This window comes from Pseudomonas sp. Sample_23 (assembly GCF_004307595.1).
Lineage (GTDB): Bacteria > Pseudomonadota > Gammaproteobacteria > Pseudomonadales > Pseudomonadaceae > Aquipseudomonas > Aquipseudomonas atacamensis.
On record NZ_RCNX01000052.1, the window covers coordinates 23,362 to 37,288 of the forward strand.

The 13,927-nt window shown below is 59.0% G+C and carries 15 protein-coding genes; 4 read left to right on the plus strand and 11 right to left on the minus strand.

Going from position 1 to position 13,927, the window contains the following annotated elements:
- Positions 1-241: 241 nt before the first annotated feature.
- The 10 genes from D8U82_RS14295 to ccmA all read right to left on the minus strand — a co-directional run bounded on the left by D8U82_RS14295 (position 242) and on the right by ccmA (position 7,638).
- Complete coding sequence (locus tag D8U82_RS14295; RefSeq protein ID WP_016771039.1) at positions 242-646, minus strand: hypothetical protein; 405 nt, start codon at positions 644-646, stop codon at positions 242-244.
- Positions 647-671: 25 nt separating this feature from the next.
- Entirely contained in the window at positions 672-1,871 is a 1,200-nt protein-coding gene (gene ccmI / locus D8U82_RS14300; RefSeq protein ID WP_130902395.1) for a c-type cytochrome biogenesis protein CcmI, read from the minus strand.
- Positions 1,868-2,338: a cytochrome c-type biogenesis protein gene (locus D8U82_RS14305; protein WP_016771041.1), complete on the minus strand. Its 471-nt coding sequence runs from the start codon at positions 2,336-2,338 to the stop codon at positions 1,868-1,870. Before D8U82_RS14305 ends, ccmI begins: the two co-directional genes overlap by 4 nt.
- Entirely contained in the window at positions 2,335-2,871 is a 537-nt protein-coding gene (locus tag D8U82_RS14310) for a DsbE family thiol:disulfide interchange protein (RefSeq protein WP_016771042.1), read from the minus strand. The genes D8U82_RS14305 and D8U82_RS14310 overlap by 4 nt, the downstream gene beginning before the upstream one ends.
- Positions 2,868-4,856 carry a heme lyase CcmF/NrfE family subunit gene (locus D8U82_RS14315; protein WP_130887164.1) on the minus strand — a complete coding sequence of 663 codons (1,989 nt, stop codon included), beginning with the start codon at positions 4,854-4,856 and terminating at the stop codon, positions 2,868-2,870. Before D8U82_RS14315 ends, D8U82_RS14310 begins: the two co-directional genes overlap by 4 nt.
- Positions 4,857-4,859: 3 nt before the next feature.
- Positions 4,860-5,315, minus strand: coding sequence for a cytochrome c maturation protein CcmE (ccmE, locus tag D8U82_RS14320; protein ID WP_016771044.1), 456 nt, complete (start codon positions 5,313-5,315; stop codon positions 4,860-4,862).
- Entirely contained in the window at positions 5,312-5,488 is a 177-nt protein-coding gene (gene ccmD, locus D8U82_RS14325) for a heme exporter protein CcmD (protein ID WP_016771045.1), read from the minus strand. The genes ccmE and ccmD overlap by 4 nt, the downstream gene beginning before the upstream one ends.
- The gene (locus D8U82_RS14330) at positions 5,485-6,240 is read right to left on the minus strand and encodes a heme ABC transporter permease (RefSeq protein ID WP_130902396.1); all 756 of its coding nucleotides are present in this window, start codon (positions 6,238-6,240) and stop codon (positions 5,485-5,487) included. The genes ccmD and D8U82_RS14330 overlap by 4 nt, the downstream gene beginning before the upstream one ends.
- A gap of 97 nt (positions 6,241-6,337) precedes the next feature.
- On the minus strand, positions 6,338-7,006 hold the full coding sequence (ccmB, locus tag D8U82_RS14335) for a heme exporter protein CcmB (protein WP_130902397.1): 669 nt from the start codon (positions 7,004-7,006) through the stop codon (positions 6,338-6,340).
- A complete protein-coding gene (ccmA, locus tag D8U82_RS14340) occupies positions 7,003-7,638 on the minus strand; it encodes a cytochrome c biogenesis heme-transporting ATPase CcmA (RefSeq protein WP_041479623.1) in 636 nt (211 codons plus the stop codon). The genes ccmB and ccmA overlap by 4 nt, the downstream gene beginning before the upstream one ends.
- Before the next feature lie 197 nt (positions 7,639-7,835).
- Between ccmA and D8U82_RS14345 the strand changes: the two genes are divergently transcribed.
- The 4 genes from D8U82_RS14345 (at position 7,836) to D8U82_RS14360 (ending at position 11,991) form a co-directional block, all read left to right on the plus strand.
- Positions 7,836-9,410: a flagellar hook-length control protein FliK gene (locus tag D8U82_RS14345; RefSeq protein ID WP_130902398.1), complete on the plus strand. Its 1,575-nt coding sequence runs from the start codon at positions 7,836-7,838 to the stop codon at positions 9,408-9,410.
- Entirely contained in the window at positions 9,407-9,736 is a 330-nt protein-coding gene (locus D8U82_RS14350; protein ID WP_076566625.1) for an EscU/YscU/HrcU family type III secretion system export apparatus switch protein, read from the plus strand. The genes D8U82_RS14345 and D8U82_RS14350 overlap by 4 nt, the downstream gene beginning before the upstream one ends.
- Before the next feature lie 153 nt (positions 9,737-9,889).
- Positions 9,890-11,614 (plus strand): hypothetical protein, encoded by a 1,725-nt coding sequence (locus tag D8U82_RS14355; RefSeq protein ID WP_130902399.1) that lies wholly within the window; start codon positions 9,890-9,892, stop codon positions 11,612-11,614.
- A 50-nt stretch (positions 11,615-11,664) separates the two neighbouring features.
- Positions 11,665-11,991: a hypothetical protein gene (locus D8U82_RS14360; protein WP_130902400.1), complete on the plus strand. Its 327-nt coding sequence runs from the start codon at positions 11,665-11,667 to the stop codon at positions 11,989-11,991.
- A 258-nt stretch (positions 11,992-12,249) separates the two neighbouring features.
- Here the strand turns inward: D8U82_RS14360 and D8U82_RS14365 are convergent, their stop codons facing one another.
- The gene (locus D8U82_RS14365; RefSeq protein WP_241668061.1) at positions 12,250-13,839 is read right to left on the minus strand and encodes a hypothetical protein; all 1,590 of its coding nucleotides are present in this window, start codon (positions 13,837-13,839) and stop codon (positions 12,250-12,252) included.
- Positions 13,840-13,927 lie beyond the last annotated feature (88 nt).

Here is a 13,927-nt window from a genome sequence, read left to right on the forward strand (position 1 = left end):
TAATTTGACTGCCCTGACGCTTTCGCGAGCAAGCTCGCTCCCACAGGTTCTTGACGGATGCGGAATAGGGCATCGCCGAAAACTACTGCAGGAGGGAGCCTGCTCGCGATAGCGGAGTTTCAGTCTCAGCTGATTTGACTGACCCGACGCCTTCGCGAGCAGGCTCGCTCTTACAGGTTTTGCGCCGCACTCCAATACCCCGCAAACGAAAAAACGACGATCCCAAGATCGCCGTTTCTCATCACTGCCCGAACTTCTTGCCCAACCCCGGCGGGACGCCGTGGATGTTGGTGTCTTCCCACGGGCCGTTGGGGCTGACCGAGCGGCTCCAGCCGTTGTTCCAGCGGTAGTAGGTGCGCTGGCGGTAGAAGGTGTTGGTCTGGTCGTCGAGCACGTAGACGCCGAGCTTCTGGTCCCAGTGGCTGTTACCGCCCGGTGGCGGGGCGAAGCTGGCCGAGGTACGTGGCACGGGCTTGGCGGGTTTGGCCGGGATGCTCTTGCCAGGGCTTGGCGAGGTCGACGGGGTTGGGCTTGGCTGCGACGGCGGGATCGGCGGCAGGCTGGTGGTCGGTTCCGGGCGTTGTACCGCACATGCACTCAAGCCCAGGGCCAGTGTGAGGACTGTGATGCGGGCGATGGTGTGCATGGCGGTGCTTTCCTGTTGGATCCGGTTATTTGTCCGGGCTGTCGATAGTCAGTTTTTGTGGCGCGGTGGTGCTGCTGGCCAGTGGGCCGCTGCGACCGATCCACTCACCGGAGGTCGGTTGACCGGCCCGTGAGATGCGCGCAACCAGTTGGACTTCAGAGAAGTTGGACAGTTTCAGCTGCGGCATCATTGCATCGGCATCGCCCAGTTCGACGGTCACCGGCAGGTCAGCCACGGTCAGACGTTTGGCCGCCAGCGGCGCCGGTGGGCCAGAAGTGGCGCGGGCGAAGATGAACACGCTGTCGCCCGGTTGCACCTTGTCTTTGAGTTCGCTGGCCAGATCAACGCTGACTGTCAGCAACGCGCCTTTCGTCGCCGCTGCCTGGGCAACCTGGCCACCGCTGGCTGTCAGGCGTTCGGCGGCACGCTCGATGCCGCCTTGCAGCGCAGCGCGAGAGTTGTCATCCGGCGGCAGTTGCGCGAGCAGGCGATTCCAGTAGTCGATGGCCTCCTGATAACGCTCGCCTTCGAACGCGGCGATGCCGAGCAGACCGAGGCTGGTGACTTCCTTCGGATCGGCCTTCAGCGCTTCGTCGGTCAGTTTCTGAATCTGCTCCGACCACTTTTTACCGTCAGCAAAATACTGCGCCTGCGCCCATTGGCCGAGCAGCTCCGGCTGGCGACCGGAGAGGTTGGCGGCGCGTTCGAACATCTTCGCCGCGTCTGCCGGGCGGTCCTGAGCCATGTAGGTACGGCCGAGGAAATACAGACCTTCAGCGGAATCCGGTTGTGCGGCAACCGCACGTTCCAGACGCTGGGTCATCTCTTCCATCGACTGCGGTGCCTGAGCGAATTCGCGGGTCAGTTCGACCTTGTCGGCGGCGCCGAAATGCAGGTACAGACCGAGGCCCAGCACCGGTACCAGCACAGCGGCCAGCAGCGGCAACGGTTTACCCAGGCGCGAGACACGCGGCGCGGCGGCGCCTTCGGTGTCGGCGAGCAGTTCACGCGCAGCTTCCGCGCGGCCGCTGTCCAGTTGCGCGGCGTCGAGCACGCCCTCGGCCTGCTGCGCTTGCAGCTCGGCCACCCGTTCCTGGTACAGCGCGACGTTCAACGCGGTGCGATCTTCTTCCCGCTGGGCGCGGCGTTCGCGCAGTACCGGGATCAGCAGAAAACTCAGGGCGACCAGAAGCAACAGCCCTGCGGCGAGCCAGAAATCAATCATTCTTGGTTTTTATCCAACAGTTGGTCGAGGCGCTGACGTTCTTCGGCAGACAGCGATGACGGCGTTTCGGCGCGTTGCCCGCGACGCCTGCGCACGATCAGCGCGATCACCACGAAACCACCGAGCAGCAGCCCGGCCGGGCCGAACCACAGCAGCGCGGTCTTGGCATTGAGCGCCGGTTTGTAGCGGACGAAATCACCGTAGCGATCGACCATGAAGTCGATGATCTGCTGATTGTCCTTGCCCTCGCCTAGCATGCGGAAAATCTCTTTGCGCAGGTCGGCGGCAATCGGTGCGTTGGAGTCGGCGATGTCCTGGTTCTGGCATTTGGGGCAGCGCAGTTCCTTGGTCAGTTCGCGGAAACGCTCGCGGTCGCCCTCTTTGGCAAATTCGTAGGTGTCGATGGCCGCATGGGCGACACCAGCCAGGCTCAAGCCCAACACCACTGCTGCGAGAAAACGCTTCATGGCTTGGCCTCATCGACCAGCGCCTGATACTTGGCTGCGAGTTTTTCGCGCCAGACCTGCTCGTCGATCACCCCGACGAACTTGTCGCGGATGATGCCTTTGGCGTCGATGAAGAAGGTTTCCGGCGCGCCGTAGACACCAAGATTCAAGCCCAGCGAACCCTCGTCGTCACGAATATCCAGCGCATACGGATTGTGAAACTCGGCCAGCCATTTCAAGGCGTCGGCATTGGTGTCCTTGTAGTTGATGCCGTAGATCACCACGCCGCGCTCGGCGAGTTTGTTCAGCACCGGGTGCTCGACGCGGCAGGAGATGCACCAGGTGCCCCAGACATTGACCAGCGCCGGTTTGCCGAGAATGTCGGCCTTGGTCAGCGTCTTGTCACCCTGCACACTCGGCAGGGAAAACTCCGGGAACGGCTTGTTGATCATCGCCGACGGAAGCTCCGCCGGATCCAGATACAGCCCACGATAAAGAAACACCGCCACCAGCAGAAAAATCGCCAGCGGCAACAACATCAACCAACGCCTCATGCCGCCGCTCCCGTCATGCCCAGCGCTTCGCGCACTTTGCTTTTCACCTTGACCCGATAACGCCGATCCAGCGCCGCCAGCAAACCACCCAATCCGGTGAGCAAGCCGCCGAACCAGATCCAGCGCACGAACGGTTTGACGTGTACGCGCACGGCCCAGGCGCCGTTATCCAGCGGCTCGCCGAGGGCGACGTAGAGATCGCGGGTGAAACCGGCATCGATGCCGGCTTCGGTCATAACCGAGTTCTGCACGGTATACAGACGTTTTTCCGGGTGCAGCACGCTGATTTCCTCGCCGTCACGAATGACGCGGATGGTGCCTTTGTCCGAGGTGAAATTCGGCCCTTCGAAATGCTTGGCGCCTTCGAAGACGAACTGATAACCGGCCAGATCCATCGACTCGCCCGGTGCCAGACGCAGGTCGCGCTCGGCACTGTTCTGGCTCGACAACACCACGCCCAGCGCGCACACGGCGATGCCGAGGTGGGCGATCTGCATGCCCCAATAGCTGCGGGTCAGCGTCGGCAGACCTTTGATCAGGCCTTTGTGCCGAGTCTTGTCGAACAGATCGCGCACGCCGGCGAGCAACACCCACGCCGCCAGCAGGAACGTCGCGATCACTGCCCAGTTGAAATCGCCGTACGCCACGCCGGCCACCACGGCCAATGCGACGCTGCCGAGCAACACCGGAGTGAGCATGCTCGCCAGCCATTTCACTGGCGTGTCCTTCCAGCGCACGATCACGCCGATCGCCATGACCAGCATCAGCAACGCCATCAACGGAATGAACAACGCGTTGAAGTATGGCGGGCCGACCGAGAGCTTGGCGCCGCTGATGGCATCAAGAATCAGCGGATACAACGTGCCAAGCAGGATCATCGATGCAGCGACGACCAGCACCAGGTTGTTGCCCAGTAGCAAAGTCTCGCGCGACCACAGGTTGAAGCCAACCTGACTTTTCACCACCGGCGCACGCAGCGCAAACAGCGTCAGCGAACCGCCGACCACGAACAGCAGGAAAATCAGGATGAACACGCCGCGCTCGGGATCCGAAGCGAAGGCATGCACCGAAGTCAGCACGCCCGAGCGTACGAGGAAGGTGCCGAGCAGGCTCAACGAGAACGCGGCGATCGCCAGCAACACCGTCCAGCTCTTGAACACGCCACGCTTTTCGGTAACCGCCAGCGAGTGAATCAACGCGGTGCCGACCAGCCACGGCATGAACGAGGCGTTTTCCACCGGGTCCCAGAACCACCAGCCGCCCCAGCCGAGCTCGTAGTACGCCCACCACGAACCGAGGGTGATGCCGATGCCGAGGAAGGCCCAGGCGACGATGGTCCATGGCCGCGACCAGCGCGCCCACGCCGCATCGAGACGCCCGCCGAGCAGCGCGGCGATAGCGAACGCGAACGCTACGGAGAAACCGACGTAACCCATGTACAGCATTGGCGGATGCACGATCAGGCCGATGTCTTGCAGCAACGGGTTGAGGTCGCGACCGTCGGCGGGAATCTGCGGCAGGATCCGCGCGAACGGGTTTGAGGTAAGAATCAGAAACAGCAGGAACCCGGTGCTGATCATGCCCATCACCGCCAGGACGCGGGCGAGCATGACTTGCGGCAACTGCCGGGAGAACACCGACACGGCGAAGGTCCAGCCGCCGAGGATCAACGCCCACAGCAGCAGCGAACCTTCGTGGGCGCCCCACACCGCGCTGAATTTGTAGTACCACGGCAGCGCGCTGTTGGAGTTCATCGCCACGTAGCCGACCGAGAAATCGTCGGTCATGAACGCGTAGGTCAGGCAGCCGAAGGCAAACAGCAGAAAGGCAAACTGGCCCCACGCTGCCGGTTGCGCCAGGCTCATCCACAAGCGGTCACCGCGCCACGCGCCGAGCATCGGCACCAGCGCTTGGACCAGTGCAAAACACAGCGCGAGGATCATGGCCAGGTGGCCCAGCTCCGGAATAAACAGTGCGGCGGCCATCGATCAACCCTCCTTCACAGGCGTCGGTGCGGATTGACCGCTGTCCTTCAGCGCTTTGGTCACTTCCGGCGGCATGTACTTCTCGTCGTGCTTGGCCAGCACTTCATCGGCGACCACCACGCCATCAGCGTTGAGCTTGCCGAGGGCGACAATGCCCTGCCCTTCACGGAACAGATCCGGGAGGATGCCGCGATAGGCGATGGTCACGGATTTGTTGAAGTCGGTGACGACGAATTTGACGTCCAGCGAATCCTTGGAGCGTTGCAGCGAACCGGCCTCGACCATGCCGCCGGCGCGGATGCGCGTGTCTTGCGGCGCTTCGCCGTTGGCGATCTGCGTCGGCGTGTAAAACAGATTGATGTTTTCCTGCAGCGCGCTCAGGGCCAGGCCGACAGCAGCGCCCACTCCGACCAGAATCGCCAGAATGATGATCAGACGTTTTTTGCGCAGCGCATTCACTTGCCGTTCTCCCGGCGCAGACGACGCGCCTCTTGTTGCAGATAACGCTTGCGCGCCGCAATCGGCGCCACCACGTTGAGGGCCAGCACCGCCAGACAGATGCCGTAGGCCGACCAGACATACAGGCCGTGATGGCCCATGGCGAGAAAATCGCCGAATGAAGCAAAACTCATCGCACCGCCTCCAGACTCTGCTGCACTTCGGTCTTCACCCAACTGGCGCGGGCCTCGCGCTTGAGCACTTCAAGACGCATGCGCAGCAACAGCACGGCGCCGAAGAAGCAGTAGAAACCCAGCACCGTCAGCAGCAGCGGCAGCCACATTTCCGCCGGCATCGCCGGCTTTTCCGTGAGGGTGAACGTCGCGCCCTGGTGCAGGGTGTTCCACCACTCCACCGAGTATTTGATGATCGGAATGTTGATCACGCCAACAATCGCCAGCACCGCGCAGGCCTTGGCGGCGCTCTCGCGGTTGCTGATGGCATTGCCCAGCGCGATCACGCCGAAATACAGAAACAGCAGAATCAGCATCGAGGTCAGGCGCGCATCCCACACCCACCACGACCCCCAGGTCGGTTTGCCCCAGATCGCCCCGGTAACCAGCGCCACGGCGGTCATCCACGCACCGATCGGTGCGGCGCATTGCAGGGCGACATCGGCCAGTTTCATCTTCCACACCAACCCGACCACGCCGCACACGGCGAGCATTACGTAGATCGACTGGGCGAGCATCGCTGCAGGTACGTGGATATAGATGATGCGAAAGCTGTTGCCTTGCTGGTAATCCGGCGGCGCGAAGGCCAGACCCCAGACCACGCCAACGCCGATCAGCAGCAACGCTGCAATGCTCAACCACGGCAGAAATTTGCCGCTGATGCCGTAGAACCACTTGGGCGAGCCGAGCTTGTGAAACCAGGTCCAGTTCATACTGTTTCCATCACGGTTGCCGCTCATCATCGCGAGCTGGCAGAGGGTCATGCCTTTCTTCTGGAAGAAGTGGTCAATTTTTGACCAGGCCTCATTATTATTCGCCGACGCTGATCTTCAGGCCAGCGGCTATTGCAAAGGGTGTCAGGGTGATCGCCAGCGCTGTGAGGCTGGCCATCCACAACAGGTATCCGGTCGCCGGCATGCCTTGCAGCGCCGCTTGCAACGCGCCGCTGCCAAGGATCAACACCGGGATGTACAACGGCAGAATCAGCAGCGCCAGCAACAGACCGCCGCGCTTCAGCCCGACCGTCAGCGCCGCGCCGACTGCACCGAGCAGGCTCAACACCGGCGTACCGAGCAACAACGACAGCAGCAGCACCGGCAGGCACGCGGCCGGCAACCCGAGCATCAGCGCCAGCAAAGGCGACAGCAGCACCAGTGCCAGACCGGAGAACAGCCAGTGTGCCAGCACCTTGGCCAGGACCAGAAGCGGCAGCGGGTGCGGCGAAAGGACCCACTGTTCCAGCGAGCCGTCTTCGAAGTCACTGCGAAACAATCCGTCCAGCGACAGCAGGACCGACAACAACGCCGCCACCCAGACTAACCCCGGGGACAGGTTTTGCAAGACTTGAGTTTCCGGGCCGACGGCCAGCGGGAAAAGGGCAATGACGATGGCAAAGAAAATCAGCGGATTGGCCAGCTCCGCCGGGCGGCGGAACAGCAGTCGCGATTCGCGGGCAAGCAGCAGGCCGAAGACACTCATACCGCCCATTTCCCCAGATCGATGTCGCGATAACCGGCCGGCATACGGCTCAGGGTGTGGTGGGTGGTCAGCACCACCAGGCCGCCGCGTTCGCAATGGCCGGCCAGATGCTCTTCCAGTTGCGCAACGCCCTGCTTGTCCAGCGCGGTGAACGGTTCGTCGAGAATCCACAACGGCGGGCTGTCCAGATACAACCGCGCCAGTGCCACGCGGCGCTGTTGGCCGGCGGAAAGGCTGTGGCAGGGAACGTCTTCGAAACCGCGCAATCCTACCGCTGCCAGCGCCTGCCAGATCGCCTCGCGCTCGGCGGGATGATGCAAGGCGCACAGCCACGAGAGGTTTTCTTCGGGGGTGAGCAGATCCTTGATCCCGGCGGCGTGGCCGATCCACAACAGGTTTCGCGCCAGTTCGCTGCGTTGCTCGGCCAGCGGCTGACCGTTGAGCAGCACCTGGCCGTCGGTGGGTTGCATCAAACCGGCGAGCAGACGTAAAAGACTGGTCTTGCCGCTGCCGTTGGGGCCGCTGATCTGCACCATGTCGCCACTGGCCAGGCGCAATTCGAGGTTTTCGAAAAGCAGCCGCAGATCGCGTTCACACGCCAGGGCAACGGTTTGCAGGACAGGACTGGTCAAGGGATCACGGGCCTTATACGGTTCAAGTCGGCTCTGGAGCGGCCGTTAAAGAGATGCAGCATAGATGCTTTGATCGCTCGAACTGGCGAGCTGGATCAAACAATTGCCAGGTTTTTTGAACGAAGCGCACGACGCGCGGCATTATACATGCCGTGCCTTACTCTCAAGAGCGCAATTTCCTCAGGTTGTGTCCGCGTATGACAGGCGAAATGAACATCCTCCCGCTGCCGCCCACCGTGCCGGCGAGCGCTCGCCCGCAGATGGGTGAACTGCTCAAGCTGCTGACGCCGGTCGAGGGCTTGATAAGCGCGGGGCAAAGCGCCAAGGCTGAGGTGTTGTCGCTCAAGCAGGCCGATCAGACCTTTGAATTGTTGCTCAAAGTGACCCTCGACAGCGGCCGTCAGACCACCGTACAGGCCAGCAGCAACCTGCCGTTGCCACAGGGCACCAACCTGGCGATCACTCAGCCGTCGGCCGGCAATCTGGCAATCACCGTGCAGCAAGCGATCGCCAGCAGCGTCGCCACCCTGACCCGCATCGATACCGCGCAATTGCCCGCCGGCACCTTGCTGCAAGGCAAAGTCGTGACCTCGCAGGCACTGCCGCAGACGCCGGGGCAAGCGGCGGTATTTCGCTCGATGGTCACCCTGCTCAACACCGCATTGAGCGGCAGCACCTTGACCGTCGACAGCCCGCAGCCGCTGCGCATCGGCACCTTGTTGTCGGCGCAGGTGCAGGATGCGCAAACCCTCAAATTCGTGCCGCTGAGCAGCCGTCAGGAACAACTGGCGGTGAGTCAGCAATTGCTCGGTCAGCAAAGTCGCCAGGGCTCGCTCGATGGCCTGCTGAAGATGTTGCAAAATCTGCCACCGGCGACTGACCAGACCTCGGCCGATCTGCGCGCGGTGGTCGACAAGCTGCTCGCCAGCCTGCCGGACGTGCAACAAATGAGCACCGCCAAAGGCGTGGCGCTGGCCTTGGCCAACAGCGGCGCGTTCCTTGAAGCGAAATTGCTCGGCGGACAAAATCCCACGCTCGCCCCGGACATGAAGGCCGACCTGCTCAAACTGATCGCGCAACTGACCCCGGGCCTGCCAAGCAACACCAATTTCAATGCGATCATCGCTGCCAACACCTTGGCGCAGGCGCTGCCGAGTTTCGTCCGGAACGCCCTCGGCACCCTCGGCCAGGTCAGCGCCAAACCGGTGCCGAGCAGCTTCCCATTGCCCGAACGACTGCTGGCAAAACTGGAAGGCGAAGGTGATCTCGAACAACTGCTGCGCCTCGCCGCCGCAGCGGTGTCGCGTCTGCAAAGCCATCAGTTGTCGAGCCTGGAACAGACCGGCGTCACCGACGATGGCCGCCTGCTCAGCACCTGGCAGCTGGAAATCCCGATGCGCAATTTGCAGGACATCGTGCCGTTGCAGGTCAAGTTCCAGCGTGAAGAAGCGCCGGAGCGCGAGCCGCAGCCCCACGAACGCCGCGATGAGCGCGAAGCCAAACAGCAGTTGTGGCGCGTCGATCTGGCCTTCGATCTGGAACCGCTCGGGCCGATGCAGATTCAGGCGCAACTGATCGCCGGCAGCCTGTCCAGTCAGCTGTGGGCCGAGCGACCGTACACCGCCGATCTGATCGAGAACAATCTGTTTGCCTTGCGCCAGCGCTTGCTCGATTCCGGGCTCAACGTCGGCGACCTCGACTGCCACCACGGCACGCCGCCGCAAGGCAACCAAACCCGCCTCGAACACCGCTGGGTCGACGAAACCGCATGAACGATTCCACTGCTCCACGCCAGGCCATCGCCCTCAAATACGACGGCAACCACGCCCCGACCCTCACCGCCAAGGGCGACGAGGAACTGGCCGAAGAGATCCTGCGCATCGCCCGCGATTACGAAGTGCCGATCTACGAGAACCCTGAACTGGTGCGCCTGCTGGCGCGGATGGAACTGGGCGACAGCATTCCCGAAGAGCTCTATCGCACCATCGCCGAGATCATCGCGTTTGCCTGGAACCTGAAAGGCAAATTCCCCGAGGGACAGGACCCGAACGCGCCGATGGTCGAGAAGGACATCACCGCACGCGGGAATGATTATTGAAATCAGGTCCATGAGGGCCTGAGCAGTCTGCCTCCAGCCATTCGTCGCGACTGTCAGATCTGACAGTTGCATGAAAGTTCGTCGTAGCTCCAGATAGGACCACAGCGCCGGTATCAACGCGATACCGGCGATACGTCTTTCAGGAGCGCTCCGATGACCTTGAAGTCAGACTCGAAAAAAACGTTTGCAAGTACCTCTTCCACACAGTTATACCCGCCGGATATAACTGGGCTGGTCAAGCCGATCGACGGCGATGAGGGGTATGACGGTGGCCTCGGTGCCGCCGCCCTGACCGCTGATTTACTCGTTATCGTAGATCCCTGGCTTTACCAGGAAATAGGCGACAAATGCTTCCTTTTCTGGAAAGACGAAATAACCCCCGTCCGCACCGAGTTTATCGATACGCCAGAAAAACTTAACCTCCCCGTACACTTTCGTATCCCGTCCAGCCAAATCCAGGATGGCGCCGCCTTTCCGGTGTTTTATCGCGTCAAGCGCCGCAGCGGCAACGAGTCGGACTCGGTCAATCTCAAGATATTGGTCAAACGCGCGCTGCCAGGGGGAGTACTCGACAAACCGGAACCATCTGGTCATCCCGGACTGCCCTACACGCTCATCCCGGACATCACGGCCGGCATTGACAATGAGATGGCGAAGCAAGGCATTGTCAAGCGTATCGCGTCCTATCAGAACATCTCTGTATACGACCGAATCGTCGCGCGATGGGGTAATGATGAGCAGGTAATCTACTATCCAGTCACGCCAGAGCAAGCCAGTGATCCGCAAAATCATCCGATCCTGCTTACGTTTGATGAGTATCTGATCAAGCGTGCAGGGGATGGCAAACACTTGGTTACTTACCAGGTGATTGATCGTTGCGGGAACCGGCCGCATGACCACGCGGCGTGGTCCGTTGCCACTGAAGTCAATGTCCGCGTTAAAAAAATCCCGGCGCCGACCGTGACGGGTGAAGAGGCAGGAGTGCTGGACCCGGCTTTTGTCGAGAATGTCCAGGTGATTGCTTCAGGCGTCGGACTGGTCGCCGGCGACAATGTCCGGGTTCAATGGCAAGGGCGTACGGAACATGAGACGGACCCGATGACCTATTCGGGAAGCGGCGACCTTGCGTTTCCAATTCCCCCCGGATGGGTCAATGAAAGCGACCAGAGTGTCGTCAGCATTACGTTGCGCGTAGAACGCTCCGAGGAAAAACTCACGTCCGACGCAAAAACCGTGAACATCAAAACCACGATCGTTCTCAAGCCGCCCAAGGTACTGGAGGCTTACGGCGAAAATCATGATCGCCTGAAGATGGCCGATATTTATGAAGCACGACACGTCACCGTCCAGGTTCAGCAATACGTGGGGATGGCGATCGGGCAAACCGTTCGTGTGCGTTGGGCATCAGAGCGTCATGTCTACGACAGCGACATCACCACCGTAGCGGCGGTCGGTGCAATGAATATCTTGGTTCCACGTATGGAAGTTGTGGATTCCATTGGAAGTACCGTGCCTGTCAACTTTACGGTTCGCACTTTTATCAACGGCCCATTGCATCGCGCTGAACCATTGCAACTGAAAATAGATGTTCAACCGTTCGAACTACCTCCACCGAGATTTTCATCTGACCAAACCCTGGTCACCGTACGTTATCCGGCAATGACTGACGGATACCAGGCCCGAGTGCGCTGGGGCGGAGTCGTTACGCGCAGGACGGAATGGCAGAACATGCATCCCGATAACACGGCGGCGTTTTCGATCCCGACTGTATGGCTGAATGAAAACAAAGGAACAACTGTGCTGATCAACTACAGCGTTCACCAAACCGGTTCAAACGAACAGAGCCAGTTCTCCCAGGTATTGAGAGTGGTGCTGTAAACAACAGTGCAATCCACGATTGCGCAGACATCAGGCAAGGAGTGTCAAGCATGGCTATTGAACAGATGTCATGGGATCTGCGTCGCCCGAAGGTACTCGAAGCGCCGGCGGACCAGCTGAATTTTAACAATGTGTATGGCCGACATTACATCAATGTGCAGGTGCCCCATTACACCGGGATGGTTGCAGGACATACCCTGAAAGTACGCTTCGCTTCGGGCCGGCATACCTTCCGAACCGAGACATTGACCATTGCAAAACCTTCCCCGATAAACCTGATCATTCCGATCCTGGAGGTCGTCGATGCAATCGATAGCGAGGCGTCTGTCAGCTCTGCCCATCCAGAACGATTCTTCGATGAACTTCAGCATTCCTGAGCAATGGCGCTCAGAAAATAGAGGCAAGGAGGTACTGATTAATTACAGCCTTCATCGATCGGCCTCTGGCGATAACCTGATGTTCTCCCGACTGCTGCGCGCAACACTATGAACAAGCCTTGAAAACACTCAAAACATGGAATGAAATTTGACTTACATTCCATATTTTCATCCTCTGACCAAGACTTAAACACCGAGCTCAATTACCAATCCTGCTACAAACCCGGCAAAATCATCCTCGATCTCACACTTCAAAACTCATTGGTGCGTCTGCTTCCCGACTGGCGAAATTATCTGTTCATCCAAATGAAAACTAAATGATGCGGCCTCTCCGTTGAAGGTCAGCCGTATAATGGGGAGGTAACTGCTTGTTTGCTCAAAATAATCATTTTGCATGAAGCGGGCACCATTCAAAGCAGCCGCCGGAGTGGAGGAATAAACATAAACGAACGCCTCCAAGGGTAGCTTCTGCGGAATACCTGCAGGCCATGGAGCGATAACGACTTCATTGGCCCAATCAAGATCAGCGGCGTGTTCAAAATGGCTTCGTCCTTGTAAAAAAATTGTGAACTGCGCTTTGTCAGGACCTAGACTGCACTGATGATAAAGGCGATTCGCCGTCCCGCTGACCGAGTGATAGTGTGCTTTCCATGCATCAAGGGTAAGAATATTCATTTCTTCACAAGAATCGCCTTCATTTGGAAAATACTGGTGGCGCCCACAGTATTGCGCCCTATACGTTCCAGCTGCGCCATCTCCGGGAAATGAGCAACGTACCGTCACAGGTTGTGAATTCGACTTGATGGCAAAGTCCATAGACTTGAATATGAAACCATGCTGCTCCGCGTTATAAAGTGCCTTCACCTTTAGGTCCTTGCGAAGGAAAGAGAAAGACACCCCGTTGCGGGTGATCGAGTTGGGACTGGGATCCCAAGCGTGATAACTGCTTGTTGCCTTTGCTGCCCTGATCAATATGCCATTACAAAAATAAGCAGATCTTCCACTGCAATCGTTTGAAACATCCAAGAAACGGGCATTCAGCTGCTCCGCTACTGTCTGCCCATAAACCTGCTCTGCACTGGAAAAACTGAACACATTCTTGTCAGATGCAGATAAATTCAACTTGACGATGGGTATATAAAGCGAGGTCGCCAAATAATAATCACGTTGAAACTTCTGTGCATCTGCCAATTTTGCTGGAGTCGAGCCATCATAGAATACCGCCTCTACAGGTAATAGCTCTGGCTTGGTTTCATCCCAGGTCTGAACCAAAACCTCTAGCGGCTTGGCCGTCCAGTTGGCATCAACAAGTTTATGCGCTTCGAGGCTGGCTTTGAATTGCGCGGCTACCACAGTACTCAACGAGCATTGGTTCTTGGGCAGCGAACCATGCTCCTGAAAGTTTTTCAGCCATGCCCCTGCTGTTGTAGCCGGTACCGCGAGCTTGGCGCAATTGGCCAGATCCACATTCAGTAGCGCCGATTTAGGCGCAAACCCACATCCATGCTCGGCGCGAGCATCAAGTGATTCAGTCGGGAAAGGATATATGCAGCGCAGATTCAGTGCCTTGTCGTCAACTAGAGCTGACGTTTGATCTTTCAGGATGAACCCGCTTTTTCTGTTTCCGTTCAACGTCGTACTGCCCACATCCGAGCGGATATAAGTAAACGCAACAGAACCGAGGGTTGTCGCCTTGAATCCGTAATCCCAGAACTCGAAACTCGTACTGTAATCCACCGCCCGCAGAAGAACACCGGAGCAATAGTAGGCAGGTGTTCCGTTTGAACACTGCGATACAGTGCTTTTGTATCGGGCATTCATATCCGTCACCAACGCCTGACCAGACATGGCACTAGCCTGCGCGACAAACAGTGAAAATAAACATAAAAGACATTTCATTCTTTCAGCCTCAAAAAACATTGAAAAGGAGAGAAAT